The 19,830-nt window shown below is 35.2% G+C and carries 1 protein-coding gene; it reads left to right on the top strand.

Annotation, left to right across the window (positions count from 1 at the left end; all coding sequences use genetic code 11):
• The first annotated feature begins 110 nt into the window (after positions 1 to 110).
• Positions 111 to 19,784 carry a Calx-beta domain-containing protein gene (locus AC6H33_RS05275; RefSeq protein ID WP_497605910.1) on the top strand — a complete coding sequence of 6,558 codons (19,674 nt, stop codon included), beginning with the start codon at positions 111 to 113 and terminating at the stop codon, positions 19,782 to 19,784.
• Positions 19,785 to 19,830: the final 46 nt, after the last annotated feature.

The raw sequence follows: 19,830 nt of genomic DNA on the forward strand, positions 1-19,830 counted from the left end.
TAGTTTGTTTTTTTAAGAATCAAATTATATGCTTTGGTTGCTAAGCCTTATTTTTAAAGATTGACTATTTGAAATTTGAAGCAAGCTAAATTGCGATACGAGGAAAAGAAATGAAGCTCTATGTAAAAAAACTTTCAGGGGAAAGTGAAGTTATAGTTGTTCAAAAAGGCAAGCTCACAAAAGTAGCGGTAACGGAGAACTCTAAATATCAATTTGTTGATGACGCAAAGACGCCATCAACAAAAGTAAAAGTCTTAAAAACAAAAAGAGTCGGAGATGATTTAGAGGTATATTTTGAGGGTGAAACTGAGCCCTCTTTAGTTCTTGAGAATTACTTTGCACAAATGCAAACACCTCCAATGATTTACAATCAAAATGGAGAGCTTCTTACATCATCAGGGTATATTAACTTAGAGTCTGATGTTGACCCATTTTTTCTCGTAGAACCAGTAGAGAATACTTTCTTAACTTATGGTTTGGCAGCTGCAGCAGGTATAGGAGCTTTAGCACTTACATCATCAAGTGATTCAAGTTCAAATAGCTCACCAGCCCCTGACACGATAGCTCCTGCGTTAAACACCGACACGGGTGTTATGTCAACAGGCACTCCGACAGATGGAATTTTAATTGTTACCACTTTGCCATCAAACGCAGTAGTCGGAGATAAAGTGCTTACAGTTTTGAAAAATTCTTTAGGTGTTGCTATTCAAACTGAAGAGACTACTTTGACCGCTGATGATCTTACGAATGGCACTATCACTCAAACAATAGGGACTCTTCCTTTTGGAACATATACAACCCTTACTTCTATGAGCGATGCGGCAGGAAACGTAAGTGAAGTGGCTGAAATCTCATTTAACAACAACCTCTCGGGACAACTTCAAGATGATTATATCTCTGACGCTTTTGTATTTATAGATACAAATAGAGATGGTGTTTGGAGTGAGGGCGAAGAGTGGACACAGACCGATTCTAATGGTAGATTTGAATTTACTACAGATCCTGATGGCGCGCCAATTATCGCGATGGGTGGGGTCGATACGGCTTCAGGAACGCCAAATACGATAGTTTATAAAGTTTATTTGGACGCAACGACTCAAGTACCTGGTCACGATGTCATTATGTCTCCTCTTTCAACGCTGATCGCAGCTGTCGCGGAAGCTCAAGCAAAAGCAAACGGAACACAAAATGAAGCGATGACTCAAGAGGCTTTACTTGCCGCCGTAGTAACAATCGGACAAGTTTTTGGAATAGACATCCAAGATCCTCAAGCTATATTAAATTATGACTTTGTGGCTGCCTCAATGGGTGAAAACGCTACTGACTTTGATAAAGCTTTTTTATCCTTAAATAGACAAATCGCAGTAGTGTTAAGTACGTCAACGGCATTAATTGATGGTGCCGCCGCTACGTCAAATAATGATATTGACGCAAATATTTTGGGTCAAGGAGCAACTGCGGCGACTCAGTCTTTCGCAAATTTAATTGCAGAAAAAGAAAATACGGGAACGACCATTGATTTAGGATCATCCACTGATATTCAAACAATTATTACAGATTCTATAACTATTTCAAATGACTTGGGATTAACAAATGATTTAAGAGCGTCAAATGAAGCCGATTTAACTACGATTAGTGATGTGATATCTGGATTTAATACTCTAATTGACGAGCAAACTAATTTAGATCCTCAGTCTACTCAAGCTCTTTCAACCTTAAGAACTGTAACGGAAGTTTTAGTTCCTACGCTAACAACCGCTGGTGCTCAAGCTAGTACGCAAAGGGGTGGAGATATCTCTTTATCTGATAGTATAGATACTTTAAATACTGATACGACAGGCGGAATTGATACTTATATTGCTACACAAATAAATACGGTTGCGACCGAAGCTAAACCATTTTTAGCAAATGACGTAGATGGCGTTACGGGACAGCTTACAAAAATAGTTCTTCAAATGCCAACTTTAGGTGTTGGAGATAGCGTTGACAGGCTTTATATCTCTAAAGCAACGGATGATGAATATAGTGTAGAACTATTTACAGTAAACCCTTTAACTAAAGAGACAAATCAATTAACTGAAGAAATAGAAATTGACTCTAGAACCTACTTTGTGGTTGATCCTTCCGTTGTTGGATTTTTATATGTCAAATCAAGTGAAGAAATTGAATTGGATTACTTGGATGTAATTGCTTACAATACAGTTGATAATAATGAAACTCCATATAATGGAGATGTTCAAATCTCTATGAAACCTCCATTAGTCTTACCAACTATCACTATTGACACTGTAGAAGATAATTTTGGAACAATTACAGGGACAATCTCTAAAAACTCAGTTACAAATGATGAAACGCCAACTATAAGTGGAACGCTATCAGGTGAACTTCCAGTTGGATATACTCTAAAACTCTTTAATAATGATGGTATTTTAATCGATGTCACTCTTAATGTTTTAGATTGGAGTTATACGTCATCTGATCTCGATGATGGAAGCCAGGCTTTTAGCGTAGCTATTGTCAGAGATAGTGATAGTAAAATCATGACGGCGCTTAATCCTTATGGCTTTGTTGTCGATACGGTTACTTCAATTCCAGTAATAAATCAAACAGATGGAAAAGTTATCAATGGTACGGCAGAAGTTGGTGCCACTGTTACAATAAAAGACGGTGAGACGGTTGTTGGAACAGCAATGACAGACGCTACGGGTAAATGGTCTTTCTCCACAACAACTCAAATCGCAGATAGTACGCCATTAACAGCGACTGCTGTGGATAGAGCTGGAAATAGTGCTACTTCTCAAAGTGTAACTGTAGAATGGGGAGTTCCAACTACTTTAGTGACTCTAACTACAGTTCAGGATGACTTGAAAGCCTTAGCGAATGACGCATACACAAATGACGCAACGCCAACTATATCGGGAACAATTAGCGCGTTGTTGCAAGAAAATGAAGTAGTGTTGATTTTCAATGGCGATAAAAAAATCGGAGAGGCTGTTGTCACTGGTCAAACTTGGACATTTACTCCAAGTGAGAATTTAGATGATGGAGCTTATCGTTTTAACGCTAAAGTTGACAATGGCGCAAAGCAGGGTCTGGCGTCTTCTAATTTTGATCTAAATATTGATACGTTGGTTCCAACGCAATCTATAGCAATAGAAAGTGTTATGGATGACGTGCTAGGTATTGTTGGCGAAATACCAGCAGAGGGACTTACAAATGACTCTAAACCTATGTTCATTGGAACAATATCTTCAGAGTTAAGCGAAAATGAATCAGTCGTAGCATACATAGGGACTACGAAAGTAGGTATAGCTACGGTTGATGGAACTAGTTGGTCATTTACTCCAACAATCCCACTCTCTGATGGATTAAAAAATATAAAATTCGTGGTTGAAGATAAGGCGGGACTAAAAAGTGCCGATACGTCTTTTGAGTTTACTATTGACACAGCAGCTCCAAGTTTAAATATTGATTCAAATTCATTAATCACATCTATACAAGAGAGTAATACCACAGACGTTATATGTTCGGTAACAGCTTCAACAGGTGCCATTCTTTCGATGAAAAGTGGAAGCGGTGATTCTGATTTATTTGAAGTTTCAGTAGCTGGTGAAGTTACCGCAAAAAATGGATTGGACTATGAAAGTAAAACGCTTTATACTTTTACGGTTGTCGCAAGTGATGAAGCTGGAAACAGCAAAGAAGTGACAGCCACTATTGCAGTGACAAACCTCACGGAAGCTCCAACTATAGTTAGTGTTGAGCCATCATCTTTAGCAAGTTTTGAAACGCCTGATTTAGGTGAAAGCGTTGAAATTAGTTTTATAGTAAAAAGAACTGATTCAACTGGAGAAGCCACTGTTTCTTGGGAAACAAGTGGAATATCCGCGCAAGATTTTGAAAATAGCGAACTGCCAAGTGGCCAAGTAACTTTTACGGATGGAGAATCAGAAAAAACAGTTACTATATTTGTTCCTGCGAGTTTAACGCAAGAGCAGATAAGAACTTTAGAGTTCTCTTTGACAAATGCAGATGATGGCTACTCTATAGATGCTTCAAACGCTAACGCGATAGCCGATATCGTTGATACTTCCACTGTTGAAACAGGCACTAGATTTACAGTTTCGGCTGATAAATCAGTTATTAGTGAGGGTGCAAAGGGCGAAAATACAGATATTACTTATACTATAACAAGAAGTGGTGATTTATCACAATCTTTAAGTATCTCTTATTCTGTTACCCCAGGTGGTGCTGCACTTGTAAGTGGAAATGATTTTGTATTAGAAAGTTTACCTAGTGGTAATATTTTATTTGATGCAAATAGTGCAACAGCAACTGTAATTATTTCTGTTCAAGGTGATAATGACGTAGGTCCTGATGAACAATTTAATTTTGTTTTAGAAAATCTTCCAGAGGGCTCAAAAGTATTTGGAAACGCTATTGGAAAAATTGTAAATGATGACGCTTATATTTCGGTTGTTCCTGAAGAAATTGAAAATGCCTCAACAGGCGAAGTGGCATATAAATTTATAATCACAAGAAGTGGTGACACTTCAACTGCGCATAGCGTATCGTATACAATTTCTTCAACAGGTGAAAATGGAACAGACTTATTTGATACGGATGAAGAGATTATACTTACTTTTGAAGCGGGAGAAACGCAAAAAGAGGTAAGTTTCCAAACAACTGGAGACGAAGTTGTCAACGGATATAAATCATTTGGTATAGAGCTGTTTGCTAGTGAAGATTCAAACGTTACGTTATTAAACAAAACAGCCATCTCTACTATTAACCCAAATGTTCAAGACGTAAAAATTGAAGCGGATATTGATAGATTATTAGAAGGAAGTATTGAAGAGTTTGTTTACACGGTAACAAGAAGTGGAAATATTTCTGAAGCTTTAGAGATTCCTTGGAGCTTAGAGCCATCAAATGAAAATGGAGTAAGCGCGACTGACTTTACGGAAGGTGTTTATCCATCAGGAACTTTAGTGTTTGAAGAGGGAGACACAACCGCCACTATACGATTTAGTTCTACTCAAGATAGCGTTTTAGAAGGTGACGAGGGCTTTAATATCGTACTTGACAATGCGTCTTTGCCTGAATATATAAGACTCATAAATCCATCAATTGAAGGATTTATAGTTGATGATGAAAGCGCTGTTGGTTTTGCTACAAACGCATTGTTTGAAGCCATGGAGGGAGATTCTGGGACAAGGGATTTAGTAGTGACGGTAAGTAGAATCGGATTTACTGGAAATCCATCAACCGTTGACTGGGCTCTATCTTTTGGAAGTGAATCAAATAGCGCGGCGCTTGCAGATTTAATGCAAAATCAACCAACGTCAGGAACAGTTTCGTTTAAGCCAGGTGAAGCAACAGCCACCATTACAATTAAAGTGGCGGGAGACGTAGCTTTTGAAGATGGTTTGGATGAAGTGTTTAACGTAACGCTTGCAAATCCATCTACGGGAACAAAACTCATCGGTGGAACTGGAGAAAATGGAGTGGCGTTTGATGGCTACTCAAACGTAACAACGGCAACGATTATAAATGACGATTCGCTTATCAAAGTGGCAAGCTCCACTGTTGAGTATTTAGAAGGTCAAGGTGGAACTTCTGATTATGTGGCTATCACCATCAAAAGAGAGGGAAGCACTGTTGGAGAAGATTGGGTTAAATGGTCACTCATTAGCAGTGGAGAGTCAAATTCCGCTGACAATGTGGATTTAGGAGAAGAGAATGACTCTATAGGTATTTTTGATAGTTACTATGATTCTTGGATAGACTTCGCGACGCTCAGTGGCGATCAAAGCGTCCAAGGGAGCATTATTATTTCAAAAGATGGCTATTTAATGGTGTCATACAATCGAGAGTGGTCTTTTAATAATACGGAGCCAATGGACGAGTTTATCTTAAATAATATCTCGTTAAATGGTGGAATATTAACTTCTGTTGAAAATGATAATAACTTTGATTTGAACTTTGAAGAAAGTACAACAAGCGCGAATGGAAGCGCAGACGATGATGGAGATAGTGAGGATTATAGAGCGTATGTAATTTTCAAACTTGACGTAACGGATTCTAACGCTGAAATTTCATTTGATGCTGAACAGTTAGGAAGATATGGAATTGATACAAGTAATATTTCGTATGCGCCTGAAGGAACTTTCTCTACTGATAGTGGAGATATGAGATATGACAATGAAGGCGCAAATCTTTTAATTCCAGCGTTAAAAAGTCCTCTTTTAATTAATTCATTGGATATAAGCGCGTTTATTGATGAAGAAAACTACGCGATTGAAGATATTGAGTATTTTGACATAGATGAATTTTGGGATAATGATTTATACTTCAACGAAGGAACACAAGAAAATCCAAATTGGGTTAATTTTTGGGATCATGCTGAAAATGTAGAAAGTGCTGATGTTTCCGTGCAAGATATAAATGATGGAAAGTTAGGTCATACGGGAAGTACTATAGGACTATATGTATATCCTAATGATGGAGAAAATGAATATAACGGAATAGATATATATACAGGAGTTTACACAGCGTTATCTATTGATGATTTCGCAGGAGATTATGAAATCGGTTCTGCCGAATATGTTTATTTTGACTGGATAGTTGATGACAACTTTTATATAAATACAAGTGAAACATCAACACCAAATTGGGTAAATGTAGATAATAATGAAAGATATGTAGCGGTTCAAGATATTTTAGATGGTAAATTAGCATATCTAGGTGATAGCAAAGATTTTAAAGCTTATATATATGATGGAAATGAAAATGAGCTTTCATACATTGAAAATGTTGAGTATCATACATTGACTTTAAATGATTTTGCATCGAACTATTTTGATGTTAATGATATCTCATGGGTTCGATTTGATTCTGATGAAACAAAAATTCAATATAATGTAGGATCTGATAGCGAACCAGAATGGCTTACAATCGAAGAAAGATATGACCAAGAATATAGCAATGCGAGAAGGGTGGATGCGGAAGAGATAGTAGATGGAAAAATTCGTTACATCGGCAGTGTTGTTGAAATTGAACCAAAAGTGTATATCAATGATGGAGATGACTCTTATTATGTAGACTATACGTTTGTCGCTTCAGAAAATGTTTCATCTGAAATAGCAACACAAACAGGTGAGGTTGCACTTGATGGAAGTGGATATATCTGGGTGAGATACGACAATAACGAAAATAGTGGTAGTGATGGGGCTGATAAAGCTTGGATAAATAATCTTCACTTAGTTGATCCAAGTGGATTAGCGACTATTGAAGTTGTGGGACAAAAAGTAATCAAAGATGGCGTTGCAAAAGAGCAAGAGCTATCATCAATGTCTGGTACTTTAACTTTAGATGGCATTGCTATTAAAAACACCTCTATTGTAAGTGAGGACACAAATTCACTTATCGCGATTACTACAGGTGGGAATAGAATTTCGTTTGATATTACAGATATAAATGGAGAAGATAGTTGGGTTGAAACTTCGAATGGTAGTACGACTTTAACAGCTCTTAATGTATCTCAAGCAGAAAAAATAGTATATGGTCAATATAAGGATACAAACCTATTAGACACAGATACTATTTCTATAGTTCAAGGTAATTTATCATCACTTGCTTCAAATACTAAAGTTATTGAACCAAATGCATTTCATACAGTTTCTCTTGATTCATTAGTAAATCTTTTCAATGTAGATACATATATGCAAAATAATCAATACACTATAAATGATATGGTATATGTTTATTTTGATGGTTGGAACACAGACCAAAATTCAGATGAGTTGTATTTTAATAAAGGAACAGTAGAAAATCCACAATGGGAAATATTTAATGGTGGAGATATTTTAGTTCAAGATATTTTAGATGGAAAACTTGCATATACAGGGGAGTATTTTGAAATCCAATATCCAAAGTTTTCATTTGATGAAAATGGGAATAACTATTACTACTATGATGATTATGGTTATATGTATAATCCAACAAATACGGTTTCTCTTGAAGATTTAGCAAGAGCATTTCAGACGTCAGTTGATGAAATTGCATCTATTAATATTAGAAATTTTAGCGTTGATGATGATTTGTATTTTAATAACGGTACAAAAGAAAATCCACAATGGATTGAATTTTGGGATTATTATTATGCAAATGATGAAACATATCCAACTTTCACAGCTCAAGATATTATAGATGGAAAATTAGCTTATACAGGAAATTATGTTAATTTTTATAATACAACTATTTATAGCGCCGAAGAAGTTATTGCAAAAAATATCTATAACCAAGATATAAATAATTCTGGAAGTGATTATATTTATGACCAAACTCAAACACATACTTTAACTCTTTCTGATTTAGAAAAATCATTTGATATTAAAGCTGGAGATATAGGTCAAATCAAACTTTACTCTGCTTATGCAGATGAAGATTTATATGTAAATATTGGAACAAAAGATACAGCGCAATGGGTAAACTTTAATAATTATTTTGAAGGAGATTGTACTTTAACAGCTCAAGATATTCTTGATGGAAAAGTCATTTATACAGGTGATTATTTAAATATTAATAATGTAGATATTTATGATAAGAATACTAATTTATTAGTAGATGAAGGTTCAGCATATATTGATAATTCATTAAATGTAGTTACTTTAGAAGATATTGCAACTATGTATGAAAATAGATTTAGTGCTGATGATATTGGTTCTATTAACATTAATTCTTGGAGTGCAGATAATGATTTATTATATAACTCGGGGACTATAGAGGAGCCATATTGGGAAAGTTATTCAAATTATTACTTGAGTCATGGTTATACATATCCAATTCTAAGCGCACAAGATATATTAGATGGAAAATTAGCTTATACGGGTGATTATTTACAAATATACACCATTATAGAAGATACAAATGGAAATGAATTAGTTTGGTATAACTGGAGTAACTATATTTATTCAGTAGCTGAAGTAAATAATCCAAATACATTTGAAACTATTGAAATCTATGATGCAACAGATGGCTCACTTGTAGGAGATGAACCATATTTTATGCATTCAGTTGCTACTTATGAATTTAGTGGAGAAGATTCAGCTTCACTTTTAGGAGAAGATTCAATAACTTTAAATGGAGAGTTATTAACATTTACATCAGATGATGATTTATCAGATAGAACTATTACTATAAGTGGTTATATAGAGGGAAGTGAAGATTTAGTAATTGAAACTATTACAACTTTAAATAATCAAACAGTTGTTTCAACAAATAGATTTGTTTCTGTAACTTCAATTCAAGTATCTTCGGGAGCAAATGATGCTTCATTATCTGTTGGAAAATCTATTGTATTTGAAAATACAATGACACTTTTTGCAAAATCAAATTTAGCAGATACGGATGGTGAAATCACAATAACTGGTTTAGATGCAAATGGTCAAGTTCAAACTATTGTTTATGAAAATATTTTAGATGGAATTTCAAAATCAGTAGGAGTTTTCAAAGAAGTATTTGCTATTGAAACTGCTAATATGAATGATGGAAAAATTGAATTTAGTGCTGTTGAGGGAGATGGTTTTGCAGATATTACTCTAAATGGAACTAGAGATAATGATGGTTATATTGTATTTGCAGAAGCTCAAAGAGTTACTATTACAAACAACGATTCAAACGCACAAAATCAAGAGTACAGAATAACAGGTATAGATAAAGACGGTAATAGCGTAGTTGAAATTGTTGAAGGTTTAGATTCTAATGGTTCTTATGTTTCAACACATTATTTTACTAAACTGTTAAATATAGAAAGTGGTTCAGTAAATGGTTCTTCAATTAGTAATATCTCAATTGGTACAGTTGGAGCTCCAATAGTAAATGAGCAAGTAATGTCTGAGTACGGAAGTGAAGTTGCTGTAAATGATTCAGTAGCAACATTTGAAACGCCAAGTCAAATTACATTTAGTAGTACAGATGATTTAACTACTAGAGTATTTACAATCACAGGTACAAATACTTTAGGTGAAACTGTTGTAGAAAATGTAACAGGTGCAAATAATGGTCTTTCAATGAGTGCGACTAAATTTATGACAGTTACAAGTATAACTGTTGATGATGGTGCAGTTGGAAGTGTAAAAGTTGGATTTACTACAAGTGGTGGATTAACTGATAATTTTGTTATAACTGGTAGTGGAACAGCAGAAGATCCATTTGTAGGATATTCAACAAATGTAGCAGAAGGTACAGAATCAGATGTATTATTATTTGTAAACTTCAATGGTGCGGCGGCTGGAAGTGTAAAACTATCATACGACTTAGCAGTGCAAGGCGCTGTCAATGAAGACACTTTATATGTAGAGTATTCTTCTAATTTAACTTCATTATTACAAGGTAAAACATATTTTGAAGATGGAGACGATGAAACGACTATTTTAATCCCAGTGGTTGGCGATGATACTAAAGAAGCAAATGAAGATATGACTTTGGTTCTAACAGGCAGTTCAGAAGGAACAACGATAGTTCAAGGAGAAGAAACGACTGTTGTTACTATTGTAAATGACGATGATTTAGTCACTTTAGACACAACGCCAGTTTCACTCCAAGAGGGGGATGATTCACAAGCTCCAAATACTTTAAGATTTAGTGTTTCTAGAGACGCGAACAATACTGAAAAAGAAGTATTCTGGCATATTGAAAATATTACGTCAGAAGATGGAGATTTTGCAGCTACAAGTGGCTCTGTGATTTTTGCAGAAGGTGAATTAGAAACTTATATTGATGTTGTTTTAACTTCAGATAGAATTCAAGAGGGAACAGAAAACTTTAATTTAGTACTCTCAACTCCAGAAGTTGGAAGTGGGTATAGCTTAAGTGGCTCAACAACAGCTGCTGGAACAATTGTTGAAGATGATGTTGCAATTAGTATAGTTGCAAATGATGTAAGTCAAGCTGAAGGTGCAACTGGTGCTGAAACTACATATACATTTACAGTAACAAGAACTGGTGATACAACACAAGCTAGTAATTTAGTATGGAATGTTGCAGGAGATGTTGCAAATATACCTTATGGTTTTGATGCAACAACTGGAACTTTAGACTTTGCAGCAAATGAATTAGAAAAAACCATCACTATCACAACAGTTGGTAATGATGAAATGAATGGTGATAGACCTTTCACAGTTACAGTTTCAAATGTGCAAGGTGATACAAGTGATATTAAAGTAGCAACTGCAACTTCAACAATGATTGAAGATGATGCTATTAATTTATCTATTGCTTTAAATGAAGTAAAACAAGTCGAAGCTACGGGTACGGCTAAAACATTTACGTACACCATAACAAGACCTGACGCTGAGTCATCTTATGAAGCTTCGTATAATTGGGCTGTAATTTTAGAAGGCGATGGAGTAAATCCAGTTGCAAGTTTGGCAGATTTTGTAAATAGCACGATTCCATCAGGAAATATAGTATTTGCAGCAGATGAAAAAACAAAAACTATTACTTTTGAAGTGGCTAATGATTCAATCTTAGAAGCTGATGAAGCGTTTAAACTAAGATTTGAAGCGGCAAACGCAAGTGAGATTTTAGATCAAGATATTACAGCATATATCGTAAATGATACAGTTGCTTACTCTATCGAAGTAAAAGCTAATGATGTAGCAGTTGATACAGCAGTTAAAGAAGGAGATAGTGAAAATAAAACTATTACAGTAACTTTTGTAAGAGCTGGAAATTCAGAAAATGAAGCAACTTTAACTTACTCAATTGAGGGAACAACTGCTAATGTTATAAGTGCGGATGATTTTGTTGATATGCAAACTTTACCAACAGATGAAACGATAATTTTTGAAGCTGGGCAAAGTACAGTTACAAAAACATTTACTTTAAAAGCAGATTCTGTAAAAGAAGAGAATGAATCATTTAAAGTTGTATTGAAAGATGCTCAAACTACAGAAGTTGCAACAAAAACCGTACAAGTTACAAATGATGATGCAGGACTTGTTCTTGAAGTGAGTCAATCTTCAATTACAGAAGGAACTTATGCAGCAAATTCATCTGCCGATGCTAGATATACAACATTAACATATACAGTTTATAGAAGTGGAGACACAACTCATAGTTCAGAAGTAAGCTGGAAAGTAAACGCGGAATCTGGAATTACAATAGATGATTTCGTAGGAGCAACTGATAGTTTAGGTACAAACAATGGTTTACCATCTGGGACTATAACTTTTGGCGCTAATGATAGTGCAACATATAAAACATTTACAATAAATGTAGCAAAAGATTGGAAATATGAGGGTGCTAGTGAAAATCTAGTAGTAGAGTTATTTGACGCGTCTGTTGGAACTGGTATCACAACAGCAACAGTAACTACTACTATTTTAGATGATGATAAAGAAGTAGGGTTTAGCGTAGGCACAATCACTCAAACAGTAACTGAAGGCAGTCCAACTGGTACGGAAATGGTAAATGCTAGTGAATACGTAGATATTACATATACAGTTGTAAGAACTGGAAATGATAGAGATGGAACGCAAACTATTACTTGGAGTTTAAGTGGACTAGATAAAGAAGGATATGACGCTGCTACTGTAGATTGGTTCTCTAATAATTATGCACAATGGCAAAATGAAGATGTCACAACTATAAATAGAGTAGCAAGTGGAACTTTAGTATTCTCAGGAAATGAAGATAATTCTAAAACAATAACAATTAGAGTACATAAAGATCATTATCAAGAAAATCCAGAAGCATTTAAAATCACTCTTAGTAATCCAACAGAGGGATTATCTGTAAGTGAAACAACAGGTATTGCTGAGGGATATATTACTGATGATGATATTGCACTTTCTCTTTCATCTGATTTAGCAACTAGAGTTGTAAAAGCTGAAGGGCAACTAGATGGAAATGAAAATACTGTTTATACAGAATATACGTGGGTAATTGAAAGAACAGGATTAGAAGCAGCAGTTGATTTAGTGTGGAGTGTTCAAGGTCATAGTATAGGCAATATGTCATATGTTGCTGCTAATGGACAATGGGTATATGGAACTATACCTAGTGCAACTGTTGATAGTAGTGATTTTGATGCAAACACATTAAGTGGAACTTTACAATTTGGAGAAAATGAAACATCAAAAACTCTCACAATTAGAGTAGTTGGAGACGCGGTAGTCGAATCAACAGAAGCATTTAAGGTTGTATTTGCCAAACCAGCAAATGTTGGAGATATTAGTGACCTTGGAATTTGGTCTGTTGTAAATCCTACGACAAGTTATGCTGAGGGAGTTATTTTAAGAGATGAGGGAAGATTTGGTATAGAATCTTATGAATTAGATATAAATAGTGTAGAATCTTTTGATAATGATGAATATGACACTATTGATGATGAAAATGCAAAAGCAGAGGGCGATAGTGGGGAAGTTTCTCATTTCTTTAAAATTTATAGAGACTTTACAACTTCAGGCGATGCGACAATAGAGTGGAGAGTTGAAAATGGTTGGGTTTCAAGCGTTGAAGATGATTATCCATTCTTAGACCATAATACAAGTATATCAGCAGATACAAGTGACTTTGTAGATGGCCAAAATAGCTTAGCGAACACTACGCTTCCAAGTGGAGTGGCTACTATAGCCGATGGTGAAGAATACACTATCATAGAGATAAAAACGAAAGGCGATATAAGCGCTGAAGACTTAAATAGCTTTGTGGTAAGACTAAGCAATCCATCAAGTGGTAGTACTTTAGATGTTTATTATCAAACTTCAATGGGGTATATCGCTAATGATGATAATCCACTATTTTCTATTGGACAAATTATTCCTGATGAAGAAAATGCCGCTACTTATGGAAGTAAAGTTGTAACTGAGGGAGATACTGTAACATATAGAGTTTATAGAAGTGGCTCAACCGCTTATGAAGCGGATATCGATTGGCAAGTTATATTTCCTGACTCCGCAGCAAACGCGCTAAATAGCGACTATAAAGCCGATGCTACTGATTTTGATACTTCTGTTTTAAATGGAACGTTAAACTTTGGCGTTGGTGAAAGCTATAAAGAGATCACTTTAAATATTAAAGATGATACTACAAAAGAAGCTTGGGCGGAAGCGTTTAGTATTGAGCTTTCAAACGCAAGATGGGCAAATAGCGTTCCAACTGAAGTGCAAAACGCAAAAACTCCTGCAATCAGTCAAGTTGCTGGAACAATGGAAAGCATTATCATTGATAATGAAGCTGCAACATCTGTTGTATCTGTGAGTGCGGTTAACAATGCAACAGGTGGATTTGAAGGTGGTTATAATGAAAATGGTGCAACTAATACTATTACTTATACGCTAACAAGAACGGGAGATGCTACAAACGCTGCACAAATTGGATGGACATTAAGAACGCCTAGTGATTATACTGACTATTCAAGTATAAGTGGAGATACGGTTGCTCAAACTTATACGCCATATCAAGCTTCAGCGCCATCTTACGCCGTTGGACTTGTGAGCTTTGAAGCGGGAGAAACTACAAAAACTATAACTTTGACATATAACAATGATGATGTTATTGAAAATAATGAAAACTTTGTATTTACTCTGATTGATGGTAAAACAATTTTAGAAAATGGTTGGTCTGAGTGGATGTCTCCTTGGTATTATGGTACTGGAAATGACACAACGTTAAATCTTAACAAATTTGGGATTGATTTATTAGACGCGGATGGAAGAATTCCAGATTCAGCTAATATGTATGTGGATAGCGAGAACGCAACCGTTACAACCGAAGTTAAAAATGATGATGGAAGAATTTATGTGAATAATACATTCTACTCTTTTCCTTACAATTATATGGGTGAACATATCTATGAGGGTGATAGTGGTGATATAGTATTTACCGCAGATATTACACGATATGGAAGAATTGACCATGATGTGACTATTACTTATAATCTTGTAGATGCAAGTAATAATGTGGTTGCAACTGGCACTTGGGATTTGGCAGGTGATACTACAAACACAAATGGTAATGGAAGTAAAGAGTACACTATGGACTTTGTGCTTGGAACTGCAAATACGACCGTTGAAGCCGATAAAACTTATACTTTACAACTCAGCAACGTGAGTGATTCAAATATCTTATTTTCTCAAAATCCTAGTTGGTCAGGAGGAAGTACGACACAAAATATTCCTGTGACCGTACTTAATGATGATGCGACTTGGTCAATTGGTGCAACTACGTTAAGTCAAGTAGAATCAGATGATTTCCAAGATTACACATTTACTATTACAAGACCAAGTAATGAGTATATAGGCGCTGCTGATGTAACTTATCAAATAGTTGCAAATGGTGCTACTTATACAATAGATGAAAATGATATTGTAAATGGATTAGGAGAAAGAACCGTATCTTTTGCTGCTGGTGAAACTTCAAAAGTTGTTACGTTCAGAGTTGATGGAGATCAAGTGGCTGAGAGAAATGAATCATTTAACGTAGAGTTGGTAAGTGCTACTAAAGGTCAGATTTCCGATGTGGCAAATACTCTAACATATACTATTGTAAATGATGATACGACTGTGGAGATTGTTGACGCGACTCCTGTTTTAGAAGGCGACGTTGATGGCGCATATTTGGAATTTGACGTAATTAGAAAAGGTCAAATTTCAAATGGTTCTTCTTCTGTTACTTGGACAGTACAAGATGGAAGCGCAACAATCACAGATGACTTAACAAGCGCATCTGTTAAAACAGAAAGTTTAAGTTTTGATAATGGGCAAACAAATATTTCAGAAGTAATTTCTGATGGATATGGTGAACAAACTCAAAAAGTTAAAGTTTATATTAAAGGTGATACAACTGTTGAAGCAGATCAATACATAAATGTATCTCTTTCTAACGCGACAGATAGTGATGGAATCAACACACAAAAAGTAATTGCAAAAGGTACTATTTTAAATGATGAAAGTATCTTTACTTTAACAGCTGGTGAATCAGTAGTTGAGGGTGATATTGCAGGTCAAAAATTCACAATTACAAGAAGTGCGGTTACAGGACAAGAACAAACCATAGATTGGGCAGTAAGTAGCGAAGGAAATAGCCACTCTGTAAGCACTGATGATATGAATGGTGGAATTCTTGCAACTGGTAGCGTAACGTTTGCGTCAGATGAGTTGGTAAAAGAGATATTTGTAAAATCGGCTTCCGATGTTGTAGCGGAACTTGATGAGGTATTTATATTTACTATTTCAGTTGCAAATGGAACAACGGGTGCAACCATAGAAGATGGCAAAGATGTGGCTTATGGTACCGTAGTAAATGATGATGTTGGAACTCCTGTAGTTTCTTCAAATGATTCAACTATTGCAATAGATGGTGTTTCAAGTGTAGTAGAGGGTGATACAGGAACTTCTTATGTAGAGTTTACTCTTACAAGAGGTGGAGTTTTAACTTATGATGCAAGTGTAAGTTGGCATATTGAGTTGATTGATGCCCAAGCAGATTTAGCAGATTTTGGTGGAACATTACCATCTGGAATTTTAGAATTACCATTAGGTGAAACAGCATTTACAATTAAAGTTCCTATTAGTGGTGACTCAGCTTATGAAGCAAATGAGAAATTTAAATTAGTAATTGATACTCCTGAACCAGGTCTTGAAATCATAGTTGATAATGCAGAAGGGACAATTACAAATGATGATGCACTTATTTCAATAGTTGATAATGTTGTAGTTAATGAAGATGGAACGGCAACATTTACACTTTCAAGAACAGGTGTATTAACTGAGTCAAATACAGTAAATTGGACTATAACTGCAAGTGAAAATGTTTTGGGAACAAACGATATAAATGTTTTAACTGGAACTGCCACTTTTGCAGCTGACTCAGCTACAACAACAGTCACTATCAATATGAATAATGATTCTATTTCAGAAGCATATGAAGTATTTAATTTCACATTGTCAAATCCAAGCCAAGGTGCAAGTTTGGATTTAGAAAATAGTTCTAAAACTCTTACTATTACAAATGATGATGCTGATAAAATTACTTATACTGTTACTCCTCTTTCACAAAATGAAGGAGATGGAGATTCTTGGACAACATATACTGTTACTGTAAATAGAGAAAATCCAACAACAAATGTAAGTGTAGATTGGTCAGTTACTGAAACAACAGCAATTAATTTATCAGATATCATTTTTGAAGCACAAACAGGTACAGTTACATTTGAAGGAACTTCATTAACGGCAACTTTTGATATAAAAGTAAAAACAGATGATATTGGAGACTTTGATAAATATTTTGATTTAAGTTTATCTAATCCAATAGTTAAAATAAATGATGTTGTAGATAGTGTAAATGGTGCTTATGTTGATACTTCAACAACAGAACTTGAAGTATTAAATGATGATCCTGCATTTAGAGTAGATTTCACAGCAAATAGTTTTGTTGAGGGTAATGGAACAAACACTAAACTAGTAACATTTACAATTACAAGAAGTGGTGATTTAAGTGGGACAGCTTCTTTAGATTGGGCAATAAGTACAGAAGAAAATAGTTTTAATCCTGTAAATATCTCTGATTTTGGAGGATATTGGCCAACTGGTAATACAACATTTGCAGATGGTGAAAGTGTAAAAACTATCCAAGTTGCAATTGCTCCAGATGCTGTATTTGAGCCATCTGAGAGTTTCAAAGTTGAAATATCAAATTTAATTTCACAAACTCAAGGTGCGCAAATTATTGTAGCTACTGACACAGCAGTAATTACAAATGATGATATTGGTGTTAGTGTTGAAGCTTCTGTCGATAGTATTATTGAGGGAAGTGATGGAAATAATCCAGCTATATCATTTACATTGAGTGCTGAAGGTGTTGCAAATAAAACTGTAAAAGCTCATTTTGTAATTGAAGGTACAGATATTAACCCAATTGATAGTGGAGACTTTGAATTTAAGTACTTCAGTGGAAATATTATAGGTTCTTATTATGATTCTGAAACTATGACAGGTTGGGTAGAATTTAGAACAGATGGTAATGGTTATGTAGAATCAAATATTAATTTAGAGATAGTTGCAGATAATATTGCAGGTGCAAATGAAATCTTAAGAGTTAGAATTACAGAAGTTGTTGGTGGAACAGTTGATAACTCAGAAGCGATTCTAGAAATTATCAATGACGATACGGCAATTACTTCTATTGTAAATACAACAGTGGATATAAAAGAAGGAAATGTGGGAACTAAAATTTACACATTTGAAGTTACAAGAAGTGGAAGTACTATAAGTGAAGCTCAAGTAGCTTATGAAATTTTAGGATTTGGTGATAATCAAGCTGATAGTTCTGATTTTGATGGAGCGTTATTACCAAATGGAAATATTACATTCCTTGAAGGTTCTTCAACTGCAATTATTGAAGTAGTCGTAGCAAGTGACACAGTTTTTGAAAGTGATGAAGGATTTATAGTAGTTGTTGCTCCTGGCACTCCAAATGAAGCTAGATTGGACGCTGTTATTCAAAATGACGATTTAGCTACTTTAGAAGTAAATGGAATAGTAACTTCTGTAAAAGAAGGAACGGACAACGCTAATTTCTTAACTTATGAAATCGTAAGAAATGGAGATAATAGTGAACCATTAATAGTTAGTTATAAATTAGTAGATTTACAAGATACTGATATTACAACAGCTGATTATTTAGTAGGTGATGCAACTGGCACTATTACAATTCCAGCTGGTGAGTCTAGAGTTGTTTTAGCTCTAGAAACCGTAAATGACGATATTTCATCAAATGATATAGAGTTTAAACTTCAGATAACCGCAGATGGATTTGAAAATCCAGCTACCGTGAATAGCACGATATTTGATGATGACAGCGGCATTTCAATTAGTACAACAGATGTAAGAAAAGTTGAAGGGACAGATGGAACTACAACTTATACATATAGTGTTACTAGAACAGGAGTTAATTTAGCAGCAACGACAGTTGCTTGGGCATTAGCTGGTCTTGGTATAAATGCAGCTGCATCAAATGATTTTACAACAGTAATGTCTGGAAATGTAGTGTTTGCACAAGATGAAACTTCTAAAGAGATTGTAATAACAGTTGTTGGTGATACTATAGTTGAAAATGATGAAAACTTTAGAGTAACTTTAGTTTCTTCAAGTGATACAACTCAAAAAATTCTTGTGTCAAGTGTTGATTCAGTTATTGAAAATGATGATGTAATTACTGAAAATGGAGATACTATCCAAGGCGGAACAGGTGTTGATGTAATAGATTCTCTTGGTGGAGATGATATTATTCATCCAGGAGCTGGAGCGGATGTTATTCACGCTGGAGACGGAGATGACACTATTTACGCTGAAGGTGGAGCGGATGTTGTTTACGCGGGAGCTGGAGATGATGACATCGTGGTGGATAGTTTAGACTTTATGCTTATTGATGGTGGATTAGGTTTTGATACTTTAGTGCTTGATGGTGCGAGTATGCAACTAGATTTTGCTTCTATCGCTGTTGGTGAGAAGTTGAAAAGCATTGAAGCTATTGATTTGACTGGAACTGGAGACAACGCTTTAGCGCTCTCGTTTGAAGACGTATTTGCCATAAATGACGCTAAAGAGTTATATGTTCGAGGAAATCAGGGAGATACTGTTTCAGTTGATTTAACTGGAGCGACGACTTCTACGGAAGGAATAGATGGCGTGACTTACAATGTGTATGAATATAATGCGGAAGATGAGTACGCTAAGATATTAGTCGAGCAAACAGTAAGTGTTAATGTAATCTAAATTATAATAACCTTTCTCGCGTCTTTTGTGATGCGAGAAACATCTC

The organism is Sulfurimonas limnophila, from assembly GCF_059705345.1.

What these genes read in the sequence shown, in the direction of transcription:
- AC6H33_RS05275 (WP_497605910.1), top strand. Translation starts at nt 111, where the DNA reads ATGAAGCTCTATGTAAAAAAACTTTCAGGGGAAAGTGAAGTTATAGTT.